20 protein-coding genes and 1 pseudogene are annotated in these 23681 nt (G+C 71.9%); 13 read left to right on the top strand and 8 right to left on the bottom strand.

Features of this window, described 5'->3' with window-relative positions:
* Window positions 1-20 precede the first annotated feature (20 nt).
* Together QMZ92_RS00535 and QMZ92_RS00540 are read left to right on the top strand one after the other, a co-directional pair.
* On the top strand, window positions 21-1022 hold the full coding sequence (locus QMZ92_RS00535; protein ID WP_283295203.1) for a TIGR03842 family LLM class F420-dependent oxidoreductase: 1002 nt from the start codon (window positions 21-23) through the stop codon (window positions 1020-1022).
* Between the two features lie 54 nt (window positions 1023-1076).
* Window positions 1077-2618 carry an NCS1 family nucleobase:cation symporter-1 gene (locus QMZ92_RS00540; protein ID WP_283295204.1) on the top strand — a complete coding sequence of 514 codons (1542 nt, stop codon included), beginning with the start codon at window positions 1077-1079 and terminating at the stop codon, window positions 2616-2618.
* 107 nt (window positions 2619-2725) lie between these two features.
* Here QMZ92_RS00540 and QMZ92_RS00545 read toward each other — a convergent pair whose 3' ends face one another.
* Window positions 2726-3520 (bottom strand): SDR family NAD(P)-dependent oxidoreductase, encoded by a 795-nt coding sequence (locus tag QMZ92_RS00545; RefSeq protein WP_138052252.1) that lies wholly within the window; start codon window positions 3518-3520, stop codon window positions 2726-2728.
* Window positions 3521-3576: 56 nt separating this feature from the next.
* Between QMZ92_RS00545 and QMZ92_RS00550 the strand changes: the two genes are divergently transcribed.
* On the top strand, window positions 3577-5004 hold the full coding sequence (locus tag QMZ92_RS00550; RefSeq protein WP_283295205.1) for an amidase: 1428 nt from the start codon (window positions 3577-3579) through the stop codon (window positions 5002-5004).
* Window positions 5005-5009: 5 nt separating this feature from the next.
* Entirely contained in the window at window positions 5010-5624 is a 615-nt protein-coding gene (locus QMZ92_RS00555; protein WP_283295206.1) for a TetR/AcrR family transcriptional regulator, read from the top strand.
* Between the two features lie 120 nt (window positions 5625-5744).
* Here the strand turns inward: QMZ92_RS00555 and QMZ92_RS00560 are convergent, their stop codons facing one another.
* Window positions 5745-6347: an ATP-binding protein gene (locus tag QMZ92_RS00560; protein ID WP_283295207.1), complete on the bottom strand. Its 603-nt coding sequence runs from the start codon at window positions 6345-6347 to the stop codon at window positions 5745-5747.
* A gap of 189 nt (window positions 6348-6536) precedes the next feature.
* On the opposite strand from QMZ92_RS00560, the gene QMZ92_RS00565 reads away from it, so the two are divergent.
* Window positions 6537-7136: a TetR/AcrR family transcriptional regulator gene (locus QMZ92_RS00565; protein ID WP_283295208.1), complete on the top strand. Its 600-nt coding sequence runs from the start codon at window positions 6537-6539 to the stop codon at window positions 7134-7136.
* Between the two features lie 215 nt (window positions 7137-7351).
* Here the strand turns inward: QMZ92_RS00565 and QMZ92_RS00570 are convergent, their stop codons facing one another.
* The 4 genes from QMZ92_RS00570 to QMZ92_RS00585 all read right to left on the bottom strand — a co-directional run bounded on the left by QMZ92_RS00570 (window position 7352) and on the right by QMZ92_RS00585 (window position 11979).
* Window positions 7352-9124, bottom strand: a complete 1773-nt coding sequence (locus QMZ92_RS00570) for an ABC transporter ATP-binding protein (protein ID WP_283295209.1) — start codon at window positions 9122-9124, stop codon at window positions 7352-7354.
* Entirely contained in the window at window positions 9121-9777 is a 657-nt protein-coding gene (locus tag QMZ92_RS00575) for a hypothetical protein (RefSeq protein ID WP_283295210.1), read from the bottom strand. Before QMZ92_RS00575 ends, QMZ92_RS00570 begins: the two co-directional genes overlap by 4 nt.
* The gene (locus QMZ92_RS00580; protein WP_283295211.1) at window positions 9777-11606 is read right to left on the bottom strand and encodes an alpha/beta fold hydrolase; all 1830 of its coding nucleotides are present in this window, start codon (window positions 11604-11606) and stop codon (window positions 9777-9779) included. Before QMZ92_RS00580 ends, QMZ92_RS00575 begins: the two co-directional genes overlap by 1 nt.
* A 160-nt stretch (window positions 11607-11766) precedes the next feature.
* On the bottom strand, window positions 11767-11979 hold the full coding sequence (locus tag QMZ92_RS00585) for a hypothetical protein (RefSeq protein WP_283295212.1): 213 nt from the start codon (window positions 11977-11979) through the stop codon (window positions 11767-11769).
* Window positions 11980-12831: 852 nt separating this feature from the next.
* Between QMZ92_RS00585 and QMZ92_RS00590 the strand changes: the two genes are divergently transcribed.
* From QMZ92_RS00590 to QMZ92_RS00625, 8 genes and pseudogenes are all read left to right on the top strand, one after another.
* Entirely contained in the window at window positions 12832-14022 is a 1191-nt protein-coding gene (locus tag QMZ92_RS00590) for a hypothetical protein (RefSeq protein ID WP_283295213.1), read from the top strand.
* A gap of 471 nt (window positions 14023-14493) precedes the next feature.
* A complete protein-coding gene (locus QMZ92_RS00595; RefSeq protein WP_283295214.1) occupies window positions 14494-15351 on the top strand; it encodes an inositol monophosphatase family protein in 858 nt (285 codons plus the stop codon).
* 86 nt (window positions 15352-15437) lie between these two features.
* Window positions 15438-15725, top strand: a pseudogene (locus QMZ92_RS00600) (peptidase E); the annotation flags it as partial.
* Between the two features lie 164 nt (window positions 15726-15889).
* Entirely contained in the window at window positions 15890-17311 is a 1422-nt protein-coding gene (locus tag QMZ92_RS00605) for a phytoene desaturase family protein (RefSeq protein WP_283295215.1), read from the top strand.
* A gap of 66 nt (window positions 17312-17377) precedes the next feature.
* The gene (locus tag QMZ92_RS00610; RefSeq protein WP_283295216.1) at window positions 17378-17899 is read left to right on the top strand and encodes an O-acetyl-ADP-ribose deacetylase; all 522 of its coding nucleotides are present in this window, start codon (window positions 17378-17380) and stop codon (window positions 17897-17899) included.
* 373 nt (window positions 17900-18272) lie between these two features.
* Complete coding sequence (locus QMZ92_RS00615) at window positions 18273-19601, top strand: LCP family protein (protein WP_283295217.1); 1329 nt, start codon at window positions 18273-18275, stop codon at window positions 19599-19601.
* A gap of 597 nt (window positions 19602-20198) precedes the next feature.
* Window positions 20199-21680, top strand: coding sequence for an AlkA N-terminal domain-containing protein (locus QMZ92_RS00620; protein WP_283295315.1), 1482 nt, complete (start codon window positions 20199-20201; stop codon window positions 21678-21680).
* A gap of 18 nt (window positions 21681-21698) precedes the next feature.
* Window positions 21699-22193 (top strand): methylated-DNA--[protein]-cysteine S-methyltransferase, encoded by a 495-nt coding sequence (locus QMZ92_RS00625; protein WP_283295218.1) that lies wholly within the window; start codon window positions 21699-21701, stop codon window positions 22191-22193.
* A gap of 118 nt (window positions 22194-22311) precedes the next feature.
* Here the strand turns inward: QMZ92_RS00625 and QMZ92_RS00630 are convergent, their stop codons facing one another.
* A complete protein-coding gene (locus QMZ92_RS00630; RefSeq protein ID WP_283295219.1) occupies window positions 22312-23067 on the bottom strand; it encodes an SIR2 family NAD-dependent protein deacylase in 756 nt (251 codons plus the stop codon).
* 121 nt (window positions 23068-23188) lie between these two features.
* Window positions 23189-23680 (bottom strand): NUDIX domain-containing protein, encoded by a 492-nt coding sequence (locus tag QMZ92_RS00635; RefSeq protein WP_283295220.1) that lies wholly within the window; start codon window positions 23678-23680, stop codon window positions 23189-23191.
* Window position 23681 lies beyond the last annotated feature (1 nt).

The following is a 23681-nucleotide window of genomic DNA, read 5'->3' on the forward strand; positions in this document are numbered from 1 at the left end:
ACCCGACCCAGGAGGTCTCGGTGGACTTCGGACTCGTCCTGCAGACCGACCCGCCCGCTTCGGCGGTCGTCGGTCTGATGCGGCGCGCGGAACGCAACGGCTTCCGCTACGGCTGGACGTTCGACTCGGCGGTGCTTTGGCAGGAGCCGTTCGTCGTCTACAGCCAGATCCTGGAACACACACGGAAGATGCACGTCGGCCCGATGGTCACCAACCCCGGGACCCGGACCTGGGAGGTGACGGCCTCCACCTTCGCCACCCTGAACGACATGTTCGGCAACCGCACCGTCTGCGGGATAGGCCGTGGTGACTCCGCGATGCGGGTGGCCGGCCGCAAGCCCAACACCCTGGCCCGGCTGGGCGAGGCGATCGGGGCCATCCGCGATCTCGCCGAGGGGCGCGAGGCGGTCGTCGACGGGCAGCCCGTACGCATCCCGTGGGTGCGGGACGGCCGGCTGCCCGTGTGGATGGCGGCGTACGGGCCGAAGGCGCTCGCCCTCGCCGGGCAGAAGGCCGACGGCTTCATCCTCCAACTCGCCGACCTCTACCTCACCGAGTGGATGGTCAAGGCGGTGCGGGAGGCGGCCGCCGACGCCGGCCGCGACCCGGACGCGATCAGCATCTGCGTGGCCGCGCCGGCGTACGTGGGCGACGACCTCGAGCACGCCCGCGACCAGTGCCGATGGTTCGGCGGGATGGTCGGCAACCACGTCGCCGATCTGGTCTCGCGCTACGGGGAGCAATCGGACATGGTGCCGGAGGCCCTGACCGCGTACATCAAGGAGCGGCAAGGGTACGACTACAACCACCATGGCCGGGCCGGGAACGCGTCCACGGACTTCGTGCCCGACGAGATCGTCGACCGGTTCTGCCTCCTCGGCCCGCCGTCCGCGCACATCGAGAAACTGCGGGCGCTGCGGGACCTGGGCGTCGACCAGTTCGCCGTCTACAACATGCACGACGCGAAGGAAGCGACGATCGACGCCTACGGCGCGGAGATCATCCCCGCACTCGACCGCTGACGGGCACCGAACTCCCCCACGCGACCGCCCGACCTCTGCTGAAGGGTCAAGGCCATGACCGCGACCGTTCCCCCGGCGTCCTCCCCGCCCCCTTCCGACTCCGGCCGGCTCACCGACGCCCACGGCCGGGTGGAACTCGCGCCCGGCGCGGTCCCCGCCGGAGGCCGCTTCGTCAACGACGACCTGCTTCCCGTACCGCTTGCCAAGCGCCACTGGACCACGTACAACTTCGCGGCGCTCTGGGTCGGGATGGCCCACAACATCCCGTCCTGGCTGCTCGCCTCCGGGCTCGTGGCGCTCGGCATGGACTGGAAACAGGCCGTGTTCACCATCGCGCTGGCGAACGTGATCGTGCTGTTCCCGATGCTCCTGACCGGTCACGCCGGTCCCAAGTACGGCATCCCCTTCCCGGTGCTCGCCCGCGCTTCCTTCGGGCTGCGCGGTGCCAACCTCCCCGCACTGATCAGGGCCGCGGTCGCCTGCGCCTGGTTCGGCATCCAGACCTGGATCGGCGGGCAGGGCATCTTCGTCCTGCTCGGCACCGTCTTCGGCGGCTGGACCGAGGTTGCCGAGATCGCGGGCCAGCCCTGGACGCTGTGGCTCTGCTTCGTCATCTTCTGGGCCTTGGAACTCGCCATCATCCACCGGGGCATGGAGACGCTGCGCCGCTTCGAGAACTGGGCGGCGCCGTTCGTCATCGTCGGCGCACTGGTGCTGCTGGTCTGGATCGCGATGAAGGCCGGCGGCTTCGGGCCGCTGCTCGACCAGCCCTCCGAGCTCGGCTGGGGCGAGGACTTCTGGCCGGTGTTCTTCCCCTCCCTCATGGGAATGATCGCCTTCTGGTCCACCCTGTCCCTGAACATCCCGGACTTCACCCGCTTCGGCGCCGGCCAGCGCGCCCAGGTCTGGGGCCAGACGCTGGGACTGCCCACGACGATGACGCTGTTCGCACTGCTGTCGGTGTTCGTCACCTCGGGTTCCCAGGCCGTCTACGGCGTGCCGATCTGGGACCCGGTGCAGCTCGCCGCGAAGACGGACAACGTCTTCGGCCTGCTGTTCGCCCTGGTGACCGTGCTGATCGCGACGATCTCCGTCAACATCGCGGCGAACGTCGTGTCCCCCGCGTACGACCTGGCGAACCTCGCCCCGCGGTTCGTCAACTTCCGCACCGGGGCGCTGATCACGGGTGTCGTCGGCGTGCTCATCATGCCGTGGAAGCTGACCGAGACGCCCGAGCTCTACATCTTCACCTGGCTCGGTCTGGTGGGCGGGCTGCTCGGCACGGTCGCCGGCATCCTGATCGCCGACTACTGGATCGTCCGCCGCACCCGTCTGGAGCCGGCGGACCTCTACCGCCCGGAGGGCCGCTACTGGTACTCGTCCGGCTGGAACTGGCGTGCCGTCGCGGCCTTCGCCGCCGGCGGGATCCTGGCCGTGGGCGGTTCCCACTCCGCCCCCGGGAAGGGCCCGTTCCCCGCGGAGGGGCTGATCCCCTTCCTGAAGCCGCTCGCGGACTACGGCTGGGCGGTGGGACTCGCCGCCTCGCTGCTGCTGTACACGCTGCTGATGCTGCCGGAGCGCGAAAGGCACCGCTGAGAGGACATGACCCGGGGGCCCGGACCGCTCCCCAGCGGTGCGGGCCCCGGGCGTCGGTAACGCCCGCCCCGTACGGGGGTGGTATACGGGGCGGGCCGGTGGCGGCCTCAGCGCTTGTCGCGCTGGGCCGCCACGACGGTGCGGACCGTGCGCTCGGCTCCCCCCGAACGGCGCTGGACTCGCTCGGAGAAGCCGGGGAACTGGCCGCCGATCGCGCTGAGGATCCTCATCTCCGGCGGTGCGACGTTCACTTCGGCCCGGTTGCGCTCGATGGCGCGCACCACCCCGGTGACGACCTGACGGGGTGAGACGGTGCGCATTCCCGCGGGCGGCTCGGCGCCTGTCGCGGCGAACATCCCCGCGTCCCGGACGAATCCGGGCTGCACGAGCGACACTCCGACCCCGTGCTCGTGCAGGTCCTGCCGCAGCCCGAGCGCGAAGCCCCGCAGGCCGAACTTGGTTGCGTTGTAGAGCGCGGAATGCCTGGTCGCCGTCTTGCCCGAGATGGACCCGACGAACACGAGATGGCCCCGGCGCGCCTCGACCATGGCCGGGGCGAGCAGCCGGGCCAGCATGGCCGGCGCGCGGAGGTTGACCGCCAGGGCGCGGTCGATCTGGCCGGGGGCGTAGTCGAGCAGTTCGCCGCTGGACGGCAGAGCGGCGTTGGCCAGGAGGATCTCCGTCCCCGCCGCTTCTGCGGCGAGGCGTTCCACGTCCTCGGGGTCGGCAAGGTCGGCGACGACGGCGCGGGCTCCGTACTCCTTCGCCAGCGGCTCGAGCGCGTCGCGCCGGCGCCCGGTCAGGATCAACCGGGCGCCCCGCCGGGAGAGTTCGGCGGCCAGCGCGGCGCCGATACCGCCGGTGACACCGGTGAGGAGAACGGTTGATCCGTTGATGCGCATCTGGTTACCCTCCAGTTCTGTTCGTTCGAACGAACGATAAGGAGCACAGGGTGGTCATGTCCACAGCGGATTTCTCCGGCCTCGCCGAGCAGGCCCGGAAACTGAAGGAAGGCCAGACCACCTCGGTGGAACTGGTCCGGGCGGCGCTCGGGCGCATCGAGGCCAGTCAGCCCACCCTCAACGCCTTCCGGCACGTCCGCGCCGAGTCCGCCCTCGCCGAGGCCGAGGACGCCGACCGGCGCCTCGCGGCGGGAGAGCGGGCACCGCTGCTCGGCGTACCGCTCGCCGTGAAGGACGACACGGACGTGGCCGGGCTGCCCACCCACTTCGGCTGCCGGGGCGAGCGGGCCCCCGCGGTCGCCGACGGAGAGGCCGTACGGAGACTGCGCGCGGCCGGCGCCGTCATCGTCGGCAAGACCAACTCCTGCGAGCTCGGACAGTGGCCCTTCACCGAGGGTCCGGCCTTCGGCGCCACCCGCAACCCCTGGTCCACGGACCACACCCCCGGCGGTTCCTCGGGCGGCTCCGCGGCCGCCGTCGCGGCGGGTCTGGTGCCCGCGGCCCTCGGCTCGGACGGCGGCGGCTCCATCCGCATCCCGGCCGCCTGGACCCATCTCGTCGGCATCAAGCCGCAGCGTGGCCGCGTCTCGCTGCACCCCCAGACCGACGCCTTCCACGGACTCACGGTCAACGGCCCGCTGGCCCGTACCGTGGCCGACGCCGCGCTGCTGCTCGACGCCGTCCAGGGCCCCCACCCCGAGGACCTGCACCGGCCCGACGCCGTGGACGCCTCGGCCGCCGCCCGCCGCGAACCCGGCCGGCTGCGCGTCGCCCTCGCCTGGCGGCCGCCGCTCACCCTCAGCGGCGCCCGGCCCCACCCCGAGGTCCGGCGCGCCGTCTCCGACCTCGCGGAGGCCCTCGCCCGACTCGGCCACCACGTCGAGGAGGCCCGGCCCCGATACGGGCTGATGGGCCTCGGCTTCGTCTCCCGGGGCACCGCGGGCGTGGCCGAGTACGCCGCCCTCCACCCCGAACCGGCGCTGCTCGACCCGCGCACCCGCACGGCGCTGCGCAACGGCAGACTGCTCGGCGGGCCGATCGTCCGGGCCGCCCGCGCCCGTGAGACACGCCAGCACCGCCGTATCGGCGCGCTGTTCGACACCTACGACGTGCTGCTGACCCCGACCACCGCCGCACCCCCGCCGCGCATCGGCACCTTCGACGGTCTCAACGCCTGGCGCACCAACGCGGCGATCGCCGCCGTCTGCCCGTACGCCTGGCCCTGGAACGTCCTCGGCTGGCCGGGCGTCAACGTCCCCGCGGGATTCACCTCCGACGGCCTCCCCGTCGGCGCGCAGCTGCTCGGGCCGGAGGGCACGGAGGAACCGCTGATCTCGCTCGCCGCCCAGCTGGAGGCCGACCGGCGATGGTACGAGCACTGCCCCGACCCGCTGAGGCCGAGGAGCGCCCCGGTGGAACAATGACGCGCATGCCCAGCCAGACCAGCGCCTCCGCGGAGCCCGCCGCACCTGCCATACCCCCGACCCGGCAGCGCATCATTCGCGCCGTCCTGCGCATCATCGGCCAGGACGGCATCGCTGCGGTCACCAACCGGCGGATCGCCAAGGAGGCCGGGGTCTCCCTCGGCTCGGTCACGTACCACTTCGCCAGCCAGCACGAACTGCTGCGTGAGTCGCTGCTGCATTTCGTCCGTGAGGAGACGCGCCGCTTCACGGAACTCGCCGACACGGGTGAGGCGGACGGCGTCGACGTCGACGGCGCGGCCGCGCTGGCCGCCCAGGTCGCGGACGGCACGGTCTTCGACAGCGAGCACATCGCGCCCTTCGAGCTCTACATCCAGGCGGGCCGCGACGAACGGCTGCGCGAGGCTGCGGCCGAGTGCTTCGGCGCGTACGACCGCCTCGCCGTCCAGATCCTCACGGCCCTCGGTGTGCCCGAGCCCCAGCGTCTCGCCGCCCACACCGTCGCCCTTGTCACCGGACTCCAGCTCCGCCGCCTGGCCACCGGCTCACCGGCCGAGGAGCTCACCGACGCCCTGCTCCTGCTCGTCCGCGGCGCGCTGAGCGAGGACGCGGGGCACTGAGCGAGGGACGGGACGCGGCCGGGCCGACCGGACACCGGAGGTCATCCGACCGCAAGGGACTCCGCGCATCCCTTCGTGGTCCCCTCGACGCCTCCGTACGAGGCGCCGCGGCGTGCTGCGTCAATCGGCTTCCGGCGCGGTGGCTGCCAGTTCGAACCACGTCGTCTTCCCTGTGGCAGTGAGGCAGCTCCCCCAGGTATCGGCAAGCGCGTCGAGGAGTCCGATACCGCGTCCCCCTTCGTCCCAGCCGTTGGCCGCGCAACGTACCGGGCCGTCGCTGTTCGTGTCCTCCACCTCGCAGCACAGGCGGCCGCCGCAGACCGCCAGGTTGAGCCGCAGGGGGCCGCGAGTGTGGCACACGGCGTTGGTGACCAGTTCGCTGACCAGTAGCTCTGCGGGCGCCTCCAGGTCGTGGAGGGCCCAGTCCGCCAGCTGTGCGACCACGAGACGCCGCGCCCGTGGGACCGAGGTCGGTTCCCGCCGCAGGGGCCAGGAGGCTTCTCGGTCGCCGGCGCGTGCGCGGGGGGCGTCCAACGGCAGCAGCGGTTGCAGGGCGCGGGACCAGAGAATCTGCTGTCGGGCGGTCCATGAGAGCGGCCGGGGCGAGGGTCTCCGAGCGAAGGGCGATGTCCTCTTCGGGCTCCGTCCATGCCGACGGAGGGGGAGTCGGTCGCACAGCTCCTTGCAGGATCCTCGTGTGTGGCCGTTGGCCCGAGAGGCCATGGGAACCAGTCCTTTTCGTGCTGCCTGCGGTACCGGGCGTGCCGGTGGACGGGGCGGGGGCTGTACCTCGCCATCGCACTGAAACTCGCAAAATAACTGTAGCGGGTATTACGCTCCAATGGGATGGAAAGGGATTTATCGGGCGCATGCCGCCCGGTTCGCCGTGCGTCCCCCAGCAGAGGAGGCGCGATGCCACGCTCGCCAGACCTGGCCAAACGGCGTGAACTGCTCGACAGGATCCGTGCCTATGTCATCCGCAACGGCCTGTCCGGGCTGTCGCTCCGCCCTCTCGCCAAGGCCCTGGGCACCAGCGACCGCATGCTCCTCTACTATTTCGGCACCAAGGAGCGCCTGGTCGCCGAAGTCCTCGCCGTGGACGAGGACCGTCCTCTGTCGCGCGTTCGTGATCGGCTCGAATCGACAGGGCCGCCAGAGGACGCCGCTGGCGTGCGTCGCTTCATGGAAGAGGTGTGGCAGGACTTCACCGCCCCTGGCCTCCGGGCGGCATTCCCTCTCTACCTCGAGGTGATGGCGGACAGCCTGCTCCATCCCGAGCGGTACGGGCCGGTGATGCGCGACACCATCGGCCAATGGACGGATCTGCTGAGCTCCGTCCTCCTCGGCATCGGCGTGCCGGAACACCGCGCCCGGAGCCACGCCGTCCTCCTGACCGGCGCCGTCTTCGGACTCCTCATGGCGCCGATGGCCGACGCACGCTGGGACAGCGCCACCACGGCCTATCGCGACCTTCTCGACAGCCTTGAGCCCGTCTGGCGCGCCGCACGATGATCTTCCACCCCCCGTCCCGCTTGCCGTTCCTGCCGGGTGAGGCTGCGGGCCCGTGCCGGACTCGCCCCGTCCCACGGTCCGGGGACCGCTCCACCTGCCGGAGACCTGCCGGCGCTCGTGAACCGGCAGGCAGCCGCGCTGCGGAGTCGCCGGCCTTCCGACAGCGGGGCGGCCGGCGTCGGCGGTGACACATCCCAGCGCGACGAGCCTCTCCGTCATCCGGCCTCGAAGGGTCGCCCGGCCAGGGCGTGCGCTTCCGGAACCGGTGCGAACTGCCGTACGACGAGCCGTCGGTAGAGGTCGTCGCGTCGCATCAGGTCCCGATGTGTGCCGACGGCGCGCACCCGCCCGGCCTCCATGACGACGATCCGGTCTGCCTCCACGACGGTCGACAGGCGGTGCGCGATGGTCACGACGGCGCGATCCCGGGCGATGGAGGCGACGGCCCCGCGCAGTTCCGCCTCGGTGTCGGCGTCCAGGTTGGCGGACGCCTCGTCCAGGAGGACGATGGAGGGCCGCGACAGCAGTGCCCGGGCGACGGCCAGGCGCTGCCGCTCCCCGCCGGAGAGTCCGTGACCCCGTTCGCCGAGATCGGTGTCGAGCCGATGGGGGAGGGACTCGACCGCCTGGTCGAGCCGTACCAGCCGCAGCGCTTCGGCGATGTCGTCCTCGCTCGCCGAGGGGCAGGCGTAGATCAGGTTGTCGCGGACACTGCCACGCATCAGCGGGTGGTCCTGCTCCACATGTCCCGTCAGTCGCCGCACCCGGTCGAGCGGCATCGAGGCGGCGTCCGCGCCGTGGAGGAGGACGCGCCCGGAGTCGGGCTCGTAGAATCGCTCGACAAGTCGGAAGAGGGTGCTCTTGCCGGCGCCCGACGGGCCGACGATCGCGGTGAGTCCGCGCGCGGGCACGCCGAACGACACCTCGTGCAGTGCGTTCCGTCCGCTTCCGCCGTAGTGGAACGACACCCCCTCGAATTCCACGGCGTCATGCCCGCTCCGAGGTCGTACCCGCGTGGCGGGGTCCGGGGGCCCGCTCTCCTGCGGCAGGTCGGCGAGCTCCCCGAGGCGGTCGATCGCGGCCCGGCCCTGCTGGAGCCGTCCTATGGAGGTGAACGTCGTGAGCAGCGGTGAGACCAGGTAGAAGAGGTACATGATGAAGGCGGTCAGTGCGGCGAGTGAGAGGTCGCCAGTGGCGACACGGGCCATGCCCCACGCCACGACCGCGGTCAGAGCGACCTGCGAGCCGACGTTGATCGCCGGGCCCAGGCCCGCGGACAGGACGGAGACCCGGATACCGGAGCGCCGGGCCCGTCCGGCGAGACCGTCGAGGGTGTCCGCCTCGCGGGCCTCGGCACACGAGGACTTGACCGTCGACATGATGCCCAGCACGCGTGCGACGGCGGTGGCGTAGCGGCTGGTGTCGGTGCGGTTCGCCACCGCCTGCTTCCTGATCCGGCGGGCCAGGACGACGCAGGCCAGGCCGGCGGCACCCAGGCAACCGACCGTCACACCGAGGAGCCGCAGGTCGATCAGGGCCATCAGGGTGAGGCACCCCAGTACGCCGAACACGCTGCTGGTGATCTGTGTGAGAGCCGAGGACATCGTGACCCGCGCCATCGAGGTGTCCGTCACCAGACGGTTCAGCAGGTCTCCTTCCGCCCAGCGTTGGAAGTCCGGCAGCCGCGCGCGCAGCACCCGGCGGGCGAGCACACTGCGGATGTCGAAGACGAGGTTCTCACCGAGTGTGCCCATCGTGTACCCGTGGAGACCGGAGAGCAGGGCGCCGGTGGCGAAGAGCAAGGCGGCCAGCAGGACGGGCCCGCCGGGCGAACCGCCTGACGACACGGCCTGGATGATCCTTCCGATGGCCAAGGGCTGCAGCAGCGACACGCACGCGGCCAGCAGTCCGAGGGTGAGGCCCGTGGCGAGCCGTTTCCGGTGACTGCGGAGGACGTGCCGGACGCTGATGACCGGAGTGGGCCTCACTCCCGCTCCTTCCGACGGGGCGGCCTGGCCCCGGTCGGCCGCCGCCGGGGGTTCTCCACCGGTTCGCGCGGACGGACGTCCGACGCGTCGTGCGTCACCGGGACGAAGGGAGAGGTGAACCTGTACTGCAGTTCCTCGCTCTCCTCGTATCCGCCCGACTGGACGATCAGGAACTGGTAGCCCGTGACGTGCGGCCAGTCGGGGTCCGACTGCCGGATGTGCCGGAGGACGAAGGCGTTCATGAGGCGGTAGGCGACCGAACCCGTCAACTCCAGCCCCTTGTTGGTGCGGTTGGTGAAGTCGTTGCACAGGTCCAGGAAGCCCTTCTCCCGGCGCCGGGCGGGATCCCAGATCACATGGGTCCAGCTGCGTCCCGTGATGGTGGAGGCACGCTTCCACAGTGACGCCTCACCGGTGCCGGAGAGCGTCCGGTACAGCAGGTGGCAGTCGTGCTGAGCGGGATGGGGTGCGAAGAAGCGCCAGTTCGGGATCAGCACGTTCATCCTGTCGTACCGGCGCAGGCGGTCGAAGGTACGGACGGGGTGCTGACTCAGTACGGTCGCGCCGATCCACACCGCGAACCCCGCTTCGGCGGCCCGCGCGACCCAGAGCCGGCCCGACGACGTCCATGCGGCGCGCAGTGCCCCAGGCATCAGGACGCTCCTTCCGGTCCCAGTGACGTGGTGAAGGCCACGACGTGTGCGGCCACCCTGCGGGCCGGCTCCGGGCCCGTTACCAGTTCGCCGTGCCCGACCCCGTCGATCACCAGGAGGCCGCCCCGTGGGGAGGAGTCCACGATCTCTTGGTGGAGCTCGGCGTTGACGCCGTCCTCACGGTGGGTGCTGCCGGCCGCGATCAGAAGCAGTGGGACGGACACCTCCGGGAGGGATCCGTCGTGGTTCAGGAATTCCGCGTGGGTGGCCTTCCACTCGCGCAGGGCGGTCTGCCAGAGACCGGCGTCACGGTACTGGTCCAGCACCCGGCGTCGGGCATCCGGCGGCAGCCAGGACAGCCAGCCGGGTTCCGGCAGCAGCGCCCCCAGGCCGCACCGGAGCGAGGTCGGCATCGTCAGGAACCGGCCGGCCAAGCGCCGCGCACCGTTCGCCTGCGCGGCGGAACGGTGGAGTTCGCCGGGGTGGCTCGGGTCCAGCAGCACCGCACCGGTGGCCTGGCCGGGCAGTGCGCTGAGGTACCTCAGAGCCAGGTACCCGCCGAGCGAATGGCCGACGAGCACCACGGGACGGTCGGGGCAGACCGCCCGGACCAGGGCGGCCAGGTCATCGACGGAGGAGCGCAGTGTGTACGGGTCGGCCTGGTCGTAGCTACTGCTGCCGTAGCCGGCCCGGTCGTACGTCAGGACCGGGAAGTCCCTCTCCAGGCCGCGCCGCACGTTGGTCCAGCGCGCGGCCGTGGCCATCAGGCCGGTCAGGCACACGAGGACCGGGCGGGCGGCGTCCGACTCCTGGAGCGGTTCGGTCAGCCGGTAGCCGAGGCGGTTGCCGGACGGCGCGGTGAAATGCCGCTCGCTGTCATCGCCGGCCAGGACACGGCGACGCCTGAGCCACTGGGACCCGGCCGCGGCGAGGGCCGCGGCGCCGAGCAGGCCACCGGCGAGCCGTGGAGTGTTGTCGCCGCGGGCGGGGGCGGAGCCGTTCCGGTCCTCGGTGCCCTGGACGGTGTAGAGGACGGCGGGATAGGTGGAGAGGAAGGCGGGGAGGAACCGCCCAAGGCCCATCACACGGGTGTTCACCAGATGGAACGCGCCGGTCGCGGTCAGGAGCGCCGACGCGTACCTGCCCTGCCGGTAGTACACCAGCGGGAATCCGCATTCCAGCGCCAGCACGCCGTGGGTCAGGACCTTCGCAGCCCGCGGGTACTTGCGCATGAGGCCGTGGACGTCCCGGTCACCATAGTTCTCCGTACGCATGATGCCCGGCAGCGCCGTCCCCGATCGCCAGTCCGGCCCGGGGAGTTTGACCAGACCGGACACGGCGTACGAGAGCGTCGACTGCAGCGCGACGAACCAGAGGCAGGCGTCGGCCAGACGAGGGTTCCCGCGTCCGATCCTCGCGACGGCCATGGAGAACTGGACCAGAAGGGAGAGCTGGTCGGAGCCGTCGGTGCCGTACATGTGCCGGGGATGGAGCGCCACGGAGCTGAGCGCCAGATAGGCGTCGGCGCAGGCCCGCCACCGCCCTTGGGACTTCGACGCCACCAGGGACGCGGCGGCTGCCACCCGGCCGACGTGCAGTACACGCGTGACCACGGGATTGCCGAGAGTGTCGAGGCTCCGGCGCACAGGGGCCGGAAAGTCCGCGTAGTGGTCGCGGACGACGCGCCAGTCGTTGAACCCCCCCGTTGCCCGGTCATCCTCGGTCGTCAGTATTTCCAGGCTGCTCACAAGATGGGTGAAGGCACTCGTGCGTTCGGCCATGGTGATGGCCTGTCGCCGGCCGATGAAAGATTCGGGTATTTTTCTCATGGATGGTGTTCCCATGGCTGCGAGGAGTTTTCTCGGGTCCGTCCCGCGGCGCGGAACGCGCCGTTCGCTCCGCGAAATATCCATCGGATCCGTACGGCATGAGCGGGGTTCGCCCTGACCGCAACTCGGCGCCGCGGGACAGCCCGTCGAATCGGTGGTGTCAGGCAACGGTCGCCGGGCAGGCCTCCAGCGTGACGTCGAGGGCGTCGGCCGCGACCTCTCCCGCGGGCTGCGTCGCCGCGTTGACGAAGTTGTTCATGTCGTTGAATATGTTGAGGACCGGCTCCGAGCCCTTCACCTGAACTGCCTGCTCAGCCAGGATCGGGACCTCGGCGAGTGTGGAGTCGTTGTTGACTCGGTGAAGAAGTTCCATCGTGGTCTCCTTTGTGGATGGCCGCTCTTTTACAGGAGTTGGGCGAGGGTCGAGTCCATCGAATCCCAACTGCCCTTTCGGACACGATCCACCGTAACAGTGGAATAGTGGGGCGCCAGGCCTCACGGTGGACGTTTGCTATGCCTTTGCTGAAGCGAGAACTTGGTAGACGATTCTTTTATGGTCCACTCACGCGGGGACATGAATTCAACGTCCGGCCGCCATGTCGGGCGTAGGTGGAGTCCGGCGCGCGAGGTCTGCAGGACGAGGGCGTAGTGCACCTGTCGTCCGGGTTCTCCGTGGTGTACTCGGCCGTGTCCCAGCGGATGCCGTCGACGGGTTCGCCGGAGACGAGCGGACTCCGGAGGCGGCGCTCACGAGTCCGTCTCCCGGCCTCGCCCGGCGGAGCCGGTGGCCTGCCGTACTCCGGTCGGAATGACGACCACTGACGCCATCCACCGGAGGGTTCTGAAGAGCCGAGTGATCTCGGACCCACCTCGAACCTGAAACCGGTGCATAGGCCAGGAAGATCGCGCGTCCCTAGAGTTCCCGTCGTCTCGACCGGACGACCACTGGTCTACGAGATCAACACCGAGGGGGCGTTCCGATCGGGATCGTAGTTTCGACCAACTGGCACGCCGGTGCTGTGCGCATGCCGCAGCGCGGCGCAGGCCGGTTGGTCAATCCGAAATCCTTGTGCATGCCGGCCGGCGTTCCGACGTCCAAGAGGCGCAGCGGGTGCACAACGCCTGCCGCTCCGACGTTCGCAGCCCCGGAGGCGCGCATCAGTCACGGCCGCAGTACGTCCTCCCGGACGGCGGCCGTACGTACAGAAGGGGTGTCAAGTCAGGTATGAGCTCCATTTCACCTACCCGGAAAACGGCGAACCAGAGCAGCGGGCGGTGGACCACCCGGTCGCTGTCCGCGCTGGCGGCGGTCCTCGTCCTCGGTACCGCAAACGCCTTACCCGCGCAGGCCGACACGATTCCGCAGGCCGCCGCCTCGGCCCCACCCGCAATGTTCAGCGGCATCGCCAACCGCCACTGCGCGCAGTGGGTCGACGCACCCCCCAACAGATCCGACTGGTTCTGCAGGAGCACGTTACAGGGCCTGAGCGACGAGATAGGCGCGCGGGGGCTCCACAAGCTGATCGATTTGTACGACTTCGGATCGAACCATCAGTTGAGCGTGGTCTCCGGCAGCCCCGCCTCGTACTGCGGCCACAGCACGTCGTACCGGCTGGTTCCCTACCTCAAGGACTTCACCAGCTACATCCCCTACACGGACTGCGCGCCGACGTTCATGTCCGGATCTGACGCGTCATCCGCATCCGTGAAGGTCGGCTGGCCGTCATCCGGAGTGGGTCAGCGCAGCAACCACGTCCGGTTGGGCTTCTCGGTCGGATACATGAAGCTGCAGTTCGGATGGAAGGAGAGCGAGGCGCGGAAGGTCTGCGTCGATTCCCCGGGGTGCACCTTCGAAGCGGATACCGCCGAGGACACGAAGTGGATGCCGTCCGAGCCGCTGAACGGCGCCGACATCAGGAATCTCGGTGAGACGGAGTCCCAGACGGGGACCTATTCGTTCTCGACGACCCTCAGCGAATCGCGCGAGGTGTCGCAGACCATCTCCAAGGGAATAGAGAGTGAACTCGGCCTGTCCAAGGGCGTCGTCTCGCTCGGCGCCACCGTGCAGGCGTCCATCGAGAACACCTATGGAACATCGTGGGAGGAAAGCAGTACCTACACGTGGGAAACCAGTGTCACGGTGCCTCCGCTGTCGAGGATCGTCGCCTTCGTCCAACGTCCCGCCACGAGGTACACCGGCCACTACGTACTGCCGACCGGTCAGGTTGTGCCCCAGGAGTTGGTGCTCCCGAGCGGCAGTGCGTCCAAGCGGTCGGCCCTGTACTCGTACGTCCCGCAGTCCCTCAACGAGAGGGATCCTCTGGTCACTCCGGAACAATGGAACGAGCAGCGGTTCCCCACTCCCACACCCGTCCCCACCCCGACACCTCGCTCGGAACCGCCTGGCCGTCTCTGAGTGGTGTCCATGGCAGTCCGAGGCGACGTGGCGCCCGGGCGCGATCACGTCGGCTGATCCGTGGGGTGGTCCCGCCGCCGCGCTGAGCCGCCGACAGCCCCGGTGACAAGTGGCAACACCTGGACGAGGTCTTCAGCACGGCCAACGGGGGGCAGGACCGTGGCGGGCCCCGACCAGGACGGCAGCCTTGGGCGTCCTGGTTCCGGAGTCCGTGGCGGAGCTGCGCCGCCGCGGCCACGACGTCACGGTCGGCGAGCCCCGGTCGGAGGGCAGGCTGTGCGCGGTGGCACGGGACCCGGCGACCGGTGTGCTGTCCGCCGCGGCCAACCCGCGCGGCATGCAGGGCTACACGGTGGGCCGCCGAGCCGGCACCGGGCGTTCACCCCGGCGTCGCCGGGAGTCGGCCAGGTGTCCGCCGACCGGTCATCGGGCGGCGGCGGGAATGTCGGTCCGGCGTGCTTAGCTGGACGTATGACCGAAGAGTTTCTGTCCGGGACGACCGGAAACCCCTGGGAGTCCGGGAACCTCGCCCTGGTCGAGGAGGCGGTGCGCAAGGCGGCCGCCTCCGAGATCATGCCGCGCTTCCGCCAGCTCGCCGTCCACGAGATCGTCGAGAAGAACGGCCCGCACGACCTGGTGACCGTCGCCGACCGCAACGCCGAGGAACACCTGACGGCGTCCCTGACGGCCCTGCTGCCCGGCTCGGTCGTCGTGGGCGAGGAGGCGGTCCACGCGGACCCGGCGGTGTACGAGGCGCTCCGGGGCGACGCGCCGGTGTGGATCGTCGACCCCGTCGACGGCACCCGTCAGTTCGTCCACGGCGACCCGGGCTTCTGCACGCTCGTCGCGCTGGCCCTGCGCGGCGAGGTGCTGGCGTCGTGGACGTACGCGCCGGCGCTCGACGAGATGGCGGTCGCGGTGCGCGGCCACGGCGCCCGCGTCGACGGCACGGGGATACGGTCGGGCGCGCCGGAGCCCGGTCAGGTCCTCCAGGTGGCCATGTCCCACCCGGACTTCACGACGCCCCGGGAGAAGCGGGCCCTCCTCGCGCTCCGTACCGAGGGCGTCCGCTCCCGGCCGTGCGGCTCCGCGGGTCTGGAGTACCTCGCGGTGGCGCGCGGCGAGCTCGGCGCGGTCGCCTTCTCCTGGGAGAACGCGTGGGACCACGCGGCGGGGCTGCTGCTCGTCGAGGAGGCCGGCGGCACGGACCTGACGCTGACCGGCGACCGGTTCCGCGTCACGGGCGGCAACGCGCTGCCGTTCACGGCGGCGCGGGACGCGGCGACGGCACGGTTCGTCCACGAACTCCTCGTCTCCGGCGCGGAGTAGGGAGTAGGAGGGGCACAGAAGCGGGCCCTTCTCGCGCTCCGTACCGAGGGCGTCCGCTCCCGGCCGTGCGGCTCCGCGGGCCTGGAGAGCTGCGACCGCTCACCGACGCCCTGGGGTTCCTCCCCTACGGCAACGGCGTGCACTACGACAGTGACCCCGGACGCCGCCCGCTGGTGCACCGGCTGGTCGCGGACGGCACCCTGCCGGTCACCCACTGCACCGACGACGGCGTCGGCCTCGTCTACCGGGGCACCGAACTCGTCGAGGCCGTGAGCGAGCAGCCCGGCAAGGGCGCGTACATCGTCGTCCGGGACGGCGACCGGGCGGTCGAGGAGCGCATCGCCCCGCGCCGGCTGCCGACACCCGGCCCCTGAACGCGGTCCGGCCCGGAAGGCATCCGGCAGCCGACCCCTCACCCATGTGCACCAGAGCCCACTCATGCCCCGCCATCCGACAGCAGCGCACAACCCCCGGCGGCGTTGCCGGTGCGGGCGAATATCCTGGATACCTGGCCACCGGCTGACGAAGGAGTCCCAAGGTGCCGTCGATGCTCGATGCCGTCGTCGTGGGGGCGGGGCCCAACGGACTGACCGCAGCCGCCGAGTTGGCGCGCCGCGGGTTCTCGGTCTCCGTGTTCGAGGCCCTGGACACCGTCGGCGGCGGCGCCAGGACCGAGGAGCTCACCCTCCCGGGCTTCCGCCACGACCCCTGCTCGGCGGTGCATCCGCTGGGCGCGGGCTCTCCCGCGTTCGACGCCATGCCCCTCGCGCGGTACGGGCTGGAGTGGCTCCAGCCGCCACTGCCCATGGCCCACCCGTTCGACGACGGCACCGCCGCCGTCCTCTCCCGCTCGGTCTCGGAGACCGCCGCCTCGTTCGGGCCCCGTGACGCGGGGGCGTACCGCCGTCTGGTCGCTCCGTACCTCGGCAAGTGGGAGACCCTCGTCCGGGACTTCATGTCCCTGCCGCTCAGCGCCCTGCCGCGCGATCCGCTGACCCTGGCGCGCTTCGGCCTCGACGGCCTCCCTCCCTCCTCATGGCTGATGCGCAGGTTCCGCGACGACCGGGCCCGTGCCCTGTTCGCCGGACTCGTCGCCCATGTGATCGGCCCGCTGACCGGCATCGGCACGGGCGCCGTCGGCCTCGTCTTCGCGCTCGCCGCGCACTCCGTCGGCTGGCCACTGCCGCGGGGCGGCTCGCAGTCGATCTCCGACGCCCTCGCCGCGTACGTACGCGACTGCGGCGGCACGATCCACACCGGGACCGAGATCAAGCGCCTCGACGACCTCCCGCCCGCCCGCGCCTACGTCTTCGACACCTCGCCCACCGCGCTCGCCCGGATCGCGGGCCTGGGCCGGGTCTACGACGGCTACCGGTACGGGGCGAGCGTCTTCAAGATCGATTACGCGCTGGACGGGCCGGTTCCGTGGACCGCAGAGGCAGCGCGCCGCGCCGGCACGGTCCAGATCGGTCCCGGCAGCCGCGAGATCGACACGGCGCTCCGCCAGGCTTCCGGCGGCCGCGCCCCCGGGACTCCGTTCCTGATCACCGCGCAGCCCACCCTGGTCGACCCCTCCCGGGCGCCCGAGGGCAAGCATGTCTTCTGGGCCTACGGTCACGTGCCGAACGGCTGGGAGGGCGACCTCACGGACGCGATGGAGCGCCAGATCGAGCGCTTCGCCCCGGGCTTCCGCGACCTGGTGCTCGCCCGCGCCGTCGCCGGGCCGCCGCAGCTGGCCGCGCGCAACGCCAACTACGTCGGCGGCGACATCGCGTGCGGAGCGGCGACCGGCCTCCAACTGCTGCTGCGCCCCAAGCGGACGCTGTTCCCGTACCGGACACCGCACCCCGCGGTCTTCCTGTGCTCGTCGGCGACCCCGCCGGGCCCGGGCGTCCACGGAATGTCCGGTCACAACGCCGCCAAGGAGGTGTGGCGGCATCTGCGCGGCGGCGACCGCTGAGCGGGTCACCGCGGTCCCCGCTGTCGTCGATCGACGGGACATGGCGGACGGCGGCATGATGGTGCCATGACCGGTCACCCCACGATCAGACTCGTCCGCGGTGACATCACCGAGCAGGTCGTCGACGCCGTCGTCAACGCCGCGAACTCCTCCCTCCTCGGCGGCGGAGGGGTCGACGGGGCGATCCACCGGCGCGGTGGGCCGGAGGTCCTGGAGGAGTGCCGGAGACTGCGGGCCTCCCACTACGGCAAGGGCCTGCCGACCGGCCAGGCGGTCGCGACCACCGCCGGGCGGCTCCCGGCCCGCTGGGTGGTCCACACCGTCGGCCCGGTCCACAGCCGCTCCGAGGACCGCTCCGGGCAGCTGGCCTCCTGCTACCGCGAGTCCCTCCGCGTGGCGGACGAACTCGGTGCCCGTACGGTCGCGTTCCCCGCGATCTCCACCGGCATCTACGGCTGGCCCATGGACGACGGCGCCCGGATCGCGACCGAGACGGTGCACAACACGACGACGACCTCGGTGGAGGAGGTCCTCTTCGTCCTGTTCGACGAACCGGCGTACGAGGCGTTCGCGGCGCACACGGGCTGACCCCGCACCGGCACGGTGTGGTACGTCCCCCGCGTCCGGCGCGGCACGGTGCGGTGCCCGTCGCGTCCGGGGCGACGCGGACGCGACGCGGTTCGGCACGCCCAGGGGCGTGCACCGTCGCAGGGCACCCCGGACCGGACCCCGGAGGCAGTACCCTCTGCGCCCGGCCCCTGCGCCCGGCCCCTGCGCCCGGCCCCTGCGCCCGGAGGCCAGTACCCCTGAGCCAGGATCTCGTCCCGGCCGTTCCGTCCGTTGGCCAACGCGGGTGACCGCCGCCCGCCGGGACGGCGCGCCCCGGTCGCCTGACAACGGATGTGCCGATCGTCCGGTTAACGTCACGCGTATCGAACGACGATCCTCCCGGGGGTTTCCGATGCGCCGTCTGACCGCAGGACTCACCGTGCTGGCCGGACTCGCCTCCTGGCCCTGGCTCGGCGCGCAGACCGCCCCCGCCGCGGACGGTCCCGCCGCCCGGGACACCGGCCGTGGCACCAACATCCTGATCGTCGGCATCGACAGCCGCACCGGTCTGTCGGCCGGCGAGAAGCGACGCCTGCACGTCGGCGGCGAAGGATGCGACTGCACCGACGTGATGATGCTCGTTCACCTCTCCGAGGACCGGCGCCGGGCGAGCGTCGTCTCGATCCCCAGGGACAGCTACGTCGAGTACGCCACTCCCGAGGGCACGACCGGGGCGGCCCCCCGCGCGAAGATCAACGGAGCCTTCAAGATCGGCCGCGGTCCGCTGGCGGTGCGAACCGTCGAGAAGGTGACGGGCCTCAGCGTCGACCACTACCTGGAGACGGGTTTCACCGGATTCGAACAGGCCGTCAACGACCTCGGCGGCGCCACCGTGTGCTCGGACAAGCCGCTCAAGGACGAGAACTCCGGCCTCGACATCACCGCGGGCACACACCACCTCGACGGGAACAGGGCGCTCGGCTACGCCCGGGCACGGCACCTCGACCCGCCGGGGGACCTCGGCCGGGTCCGCCGCCAGCAGCGTATGCTCGCCGACCTGCTCGAGGGGCTGACCGTCCGCGGTGCGCTGACCGACCCCGTCAAGGCGGCTGACACGGCACGCCGGCTGCTCAGGTCCGTGCGCACCGACGCCGGTACGGGCGTGAACGACCTCATCGGCATCGGCTGGACGCTGGGGCGGCTGCCCGCGGACCGCATGGAGTTCGCCACCGTGCCGATCGCCCACTTCGACCACCGCGTGCCCGGCGTGGGTTCCACGCTCCTCTGGCACGAGCAGCGCTCCCGGGCGCTGTGGGAGGCCCTGCGCGCCGACCGCCCGATCACCGGGGACACCCGAATCCTGCCCGTTCCCGAGACCCGCGCCGAGACCAACCCCGCCCGGATCAAGGTGCGCGTCGACGACGCGAAGGTCGCCACGGCGCTGCGGCGCAGCAGGTTCGTGGTGACGGACACCTCGGCGTCCGCCCCCGCCGAGCGGCCCGCGGGCCCGCCGGTGATCACCTTCCCGGCCGGGCGAGAAGCCGACGCGAACACCCTCGCCGCCGCCCTCCCCGGGGCCCGCCTGCGGGCGGCTACCCGCGCCGACGGGATCTTCGACGTCACCGTCGGCTCCGAGCCCGTCGTGGTCAAGACGGTCACCTACGACCGCAACGTGGCCGAAGGCGCGCCCGTCACCGCGGACCGCCTCCGCTGCGCCGGCCCACCGCCCCCGGCGTCGTAGAACGGCAGACGCACTCCCGGGGGCCCCGGACGGCCGCCCGGCACCATCGGCGAGCACGGCCCGGGAGCCTTCGGGCCCGCCGGACGGCCGCCCGGCGCCCATGACCTGATCGCTCGGGCGGGTGCGGCTGCCCCGGTGTCCCGCGGGCCGTCGGGCCGAGCGGCCCGCAGTGCGCAGCCGCGGATTCCGGGACCCGGGTGCGTTCGCCGCCCCCGTCCGGGCCGTAGGGGTGCACCGGCCCCTCCCGGTCGCCGCGGCTCCCGGCTTCCGGGCGCCCCGGCGCGCCGTCTCGTTCGGACCCGGCCGCTCTCCTCCGGGGCGCCGCGGTGCGCAGGGCGTGACGGTGGCGTCTGGGTGCCTCTCCGGGCTGCCGCCGCAGGGCCCCCTGGGGCGGGGATCCGGGGTTCGTTCGCGTCCGCTCCGCCCCGCCCCGGCCGTCGAACGGCTGTCCCGGCCGCCGCAGACGCCGGCTGGTACGCCCCGCCGACGGCGGCTGCGAGCCGCCGTCGGCCCCTCCCCAGTGATGTCGTTTTTTCGCCAGCGTCACCCCTCACCATGGACGATGCTGGAGCCATGCCTTCCGACGTGCACACGTCCATGCACACCGACACCGAGCGCTGCGTACGGGCCGTACGGTCCCGGGACGCGCGGTTCGACGGGTGGTTCTTCACCGCAGTGCTGACGACCCGGATCTACTGCCGGCCCAGTTGCCCCGCCGTGCCGCCCAAGGCCGAGAACATGACCTTCCACCCCAGCGCGGCCGCCTGCCAGCAGGCCGGGTTCCGGGCCTGCAAGCGGTGCCGCCCGGACACCAGTCCCGGATCGCCGGAGTGGAACGCCCGCGCCGACGCCGTCGCCCGTGCGATGCGCCTGATCCAGGACGGCGTCGTCGACCGGGAGGGCGTGACCGGTCTCGCGGCCCGGCTGGGGTACTCGACGCGGCAGGTCGAGCGGCAGCTGCTCGCCGAGGTCGGCGCGGGCCCGCTGGCTCTGGCCCGGGCCCAGCGCGCACAGACCGCGCGGCTCCTCGTGGAGACGACGTCGCTGCCGATGGCCGAGGTGGCGTTCGCCGCCGGCTTCGCGTCGATCCGGACCTTCAACGACACCGTCCGCGAGGTGTTCGCAATCGCCCCCGGCGAGCTGCGGACCCGCGCCGCGACCCGGCGCGGCGGGGCGCCGCTCCCGGCCCCGCCCGGCGTGCTCACGCTCCGGCTCCCGTTCCGAGCGCCTCTCAACCCCGACAACCTCTTCGGCCATCTGGCCGCGACCGCCGTGCCCGGCGTGGAGGAGTGGCGCGACGGTGCCTACCGCCGCACGCTCACGCTCCCGAACGGTCACGGCATCGTCTCCCTGTCCCCGCGCCCGGACCACATCGCGTGCCGGCTGTCCCTCACCGACCACCGCGACCTGACCTTCGCCATCAGTGTCTGCCGCCGGCTGCTCGACCTCGACGCCGACCCCGTCGCCGTGGACGACCAGCTCCGCACCGACCCGCTGCTCGCGCCGCTCGTGGACAAGGCGCCGGGGCGGCGCGTGCCGCGCACCGTCGACGCCGCCGAATTCGCGGTGCGGGCCGTCCTCGGCCAGCAGGTCTCCACCGCGGCCGCCCGCACCCACGCCGCCCGGCTGGTCACGGCCCACGGCACCCCCGTGCAGGACTCCGAGGGCGGCCTCACCCACCTCTTCCCCGCTCCCGAGGCCCTGGCCGACGTCGCCCCGGAGACACTCGCGTTCCCGCGCAGCCGGCGCACCACCCTCACCACGCTGTTCGACGCCCTCGCCGGTGGCACGCTCCGCCTCGGCCCCGACAGCGACTGGAACGAGGCCCGGGCGCGGCTCTCCGCGCTGCCCGGTTTCGGCCCCTGGACCGTGGAGGCCATCGCGATGCGGGCGCTCGGCGACCCGGATGCGTTCCCGGCCACCGACCTCGGCATCCGCCACGCCGCAGCCGCACTCGGGCTGCCCCCGACGCCCGCCGCGCTCGCCCGCCGCGCTGCCGCCTGGCGGCCCTGGCGCGCCTACGCAGTCCAGTACCTCTGGGCCACCGGCGACCACCCGATCAACCGTCTCCCCACCTGAGGAAGCAGAGAACGCGCCATGAGCCGCACCCACACCGTCACCGACAGCCCGTACGGCCCGCTCACCCTCGTCGCCACCGACTCCGTCCTCAGCGGTCTGTACATGACCGAGCAGCGTCACCGCCCCGGCGAGGAGGCCTTCGGCGAGCCCGATCCCCGGCCCTTCCGCGAGGTGGTCCGCCAACTCGACGCCTACTTCGCGGGTGAGCTGAAGGACTTCGACCTGCCGCTGCACCTCGCGGGCACGCCCTTCCAGCGCACCGTCTGGGAACAACTGCTGCTGATCCCGTACGGCGAGACCCGGACCTACGGCGAGCTCGCCGGGGCGCTCGGCAACCCCGGTGCCTCCCGCGCCGTCGGCCTCGCCAACGGGAAGAACCCGATCGGGATCATCGTTCCCTGCCACCGGGTGATCGGCGCCTCCGGCAGCCTTACGGGATACGGCGGTGGGCTGGACCGCAAGCAGCGGCTACTGGCCTTCGAACGGGGCGTGCCCGGCGACGGGCTGTTCTGACGCCCGCACCGGCGGTCGTGCCGTCCCACCCTCGCGATCGCGCTGCCCCACCCGGACGACCGAACGGGCCGGAGCCCTGCCTGCAGCACCCGGCAGCGGCTCCGGCCCGGACTGCCCGTCAGCCCCGGCCGGGAGGCCGTTCACCCGGGGCCGCACCTTGGCTCAGGCGCCGCAGCAACTCCGGCAGCGCCGAGCCGATCGGCTCACGCACGACCTCGTCGGCGAGTTCGTCGTACGGTGTCGGCTCCGCGTTCACGATGATCAGCCGGGCCCCGTGCTCCGCCGCGATGCCGGCCAACGAGGCCGCGGGCTGCACCTGGAGGCTGGACCCCACCGCGATGAAGACCTCGCAGGCCTTGGCGATGCCCATCGCCTCCCCGAGCACCACCGGGTCGAGACGCTGGCCGAACATGACCGTCGCCGACTTCAGGATCCCCCCGCAGGAGACGCACGCCGGATCGGCCTCTCCGGCCTTCACCCGCTCCAGCGCGTCCTCCATGGACGAGCAGGCGTGACAGCCGGTGCACACCACCGTCCGTGCCGTGCCGTGCAGTTCGAGTACCTTGCGGTCCGACACCCCCGCCATCTGGTGCAGTCCGTCCACGTTCTGCGTGATCACCCGGAGCGCGTGCCCGCTGCGCTCGAACTCGGCGACGGCGAGATGCGCGGAGTTCGGCTTGGCGTGCAGGACGGGGCCGTCGAGACGCATGCGCCACGAGCGGCGGCGGATGTCCGGATCGGACATGTAGTGCTCGTAGGTGACCAGCTTCTCGGCCTCCGGATCGCGCCGCCACAGCCCGTTGGGCCCGCGGTAGTCGGGAATGCCGGAGTCCGTGGAGATACCGGCTCCGCTGAGAATGGCGACCATGGTCATGTCGCGAGCGTACGCAGCGGACCGCGATGCGGGCGACCGGAATTCCCTCCGCCCCACCGGGTCGCTCCGCCGCCCGCCCGCCGGCTTCGCGCCCGGTCCCGGCTGCCCGACCCGCCGCCGGTCAGGTCGCCGGGCGGCCGTCGACCAGTTCGACCGGAGCCGTGTCCGCCGCCAGGGTGTCCAGCGCGGCGAGCACCCGCAGAGCGAGCGGGCCGAGCAGGTAGAGGGGGATGTCCTCCCGCGGCACGAGCTTCCACGACACCAGCTCCTCCTCCTGGAGCGTGATCGCCGAGAGACGCTCGTCGTCGAGCACCCCGCCGTCGTAGACGTACGCGACGATCGGCGGGCGTCCCGGCCCCCGGACCCAGTCGACGGCGAGCAACCGGCCCGGCTCGACGTCCAGGCCGATTTCCTCCAGCGTCTCCCGCCGTGCGGCCTCCCGGGGCGTCTCCCCGGCGTCGGACTCGATCGTCCCGCCCGGAAGCGCCCACCCTGCACGGTAGTTGGGTTCCACGAGCAGGGCCCGTCCACCGGCGTCCCGGAAGAGGGTCGCGGCCCCCGAGAGCACGCGGGGGAGGGTGGCGATGTAGGCGGCGTATGCGTCGGTGGTCACC

This window comes from Streptomyces sp. HNM0645 (assembly GCF_030056615.1).
Lineage (GTDB): Bacteria > Actinomycetota > Actinomycetes > Streptomycetales > Streptomycetaceae > Streptomyces > Streptomyces marianii.

Coding starts and splice junctions, on each gene's coding strand:
- QMZ92_RS00540 (WP_283295204.1), top strand. CDS start 1,077: ATGACCGCGACCGTTCCCCCGGCGTCCTCCCCGCCCCCTTCCGACTCC.
- QMZ92_RS00545 (WP_138052252.1), bottom strand. CDS start 3,520: ATGCGCATCAACGGATCAACCGTTCTCCTCACCGGTGTCACCGGCGGT.
- QMZ92_RS00550 (WP_283295205.1), top strand. CDS start 3,577: ATGTCCACAGCGGATTTCTCCGGCCTCGCCGAGCAGGCCCGGAAACTG.
- QMZ92_RS00555 (WP_283295206.1), top strand. CDS start 5,010: ATGCCCAGCCAGACCAGCGCCTCCGCGGAGCCCGCCGCACCTGCCATA.
- QMZ92_RS00560 (WP_283295207.1), bottom strand. CDS start 6,347: ATGGCCTCTCGGGCCAACGGCCACACACGAGGATCCTGCAAGGAGCTG.
- QMZ92_RS00565 (WP_283295208.1), top strand. CDS start 6,537: ATGCCACGCTCGCCAGACCTGGCCAAACGGCGTGAACTGCTCGACAGG.
- QMZ92_RS00575 (WP_283295210.1), bottom strand. CDS start 9,777: ATGCCTGGGGCACTGCGCGCCGCATGGACGTCGTCGGGCCGGCTCTGG.
- QMZ92_RS00580 (WP_283295211.1), bottom strand. CDS start 11,606: ATGAGAAAAATACCCGAATCTTTCATCGGCCGGCGACAGGCCATCACC.
- QMZ92_RS00585 (WP_283295212.1), bottom strand. CDS start 11,979: ATGGAACTTCTTCACCGAGTCAACAACGACTCCACACTCGCCGAGGTC.
- QMZ92_RS00590 (WP_283295213.1), top strand. CDS start 12,832: ATGAGCTCCATTTCACCTACCCGGAAAACGGCGAACCAGAGCAGCGGG.
- QMZ92_RS00595 (WP_283295214.1), top strand. CDS start 14,494: ATGACCGAAGAGTTTCTGTCCGGGACGACCGGAAACCCCTGGGAGTCC.
- QMZ92_RS00610 (WP_283295216.1), top strand. CDS start 17,378: ATGACCGGTCACCCCACGATCAGACTCGTCCGCGGTGACATCACCGAG.
- QMZ92_RS00615 (WP_283295217.1), top strand. CDS start 18,273: ATGCGCCGTCTGACCGCAGGACTCACCGTGCTGGCCGGACTCGCCTCC.
- QMZ92_RS00620 (WP_283295315.1), top strand. CDS start 20,199: ATGCACACCGACACCGAGCGCTGCGTACGGGCCGTACGGTCCCGGGAC.
- QMZ92_RS00625 (WP_283295218.1), top strand. CDS start 21,699: ATGAGCCGCACCCACACCGTCACCGACAGCCCGTACGGCCCGCTCACC.
- QMZ92_RS00630 (WP_283295219.1), bottom strand. CDS start 23,067: ATGACCATGGTCGCCATTCTCAGCGGAGCCGGTATCTCCACGGACTCC.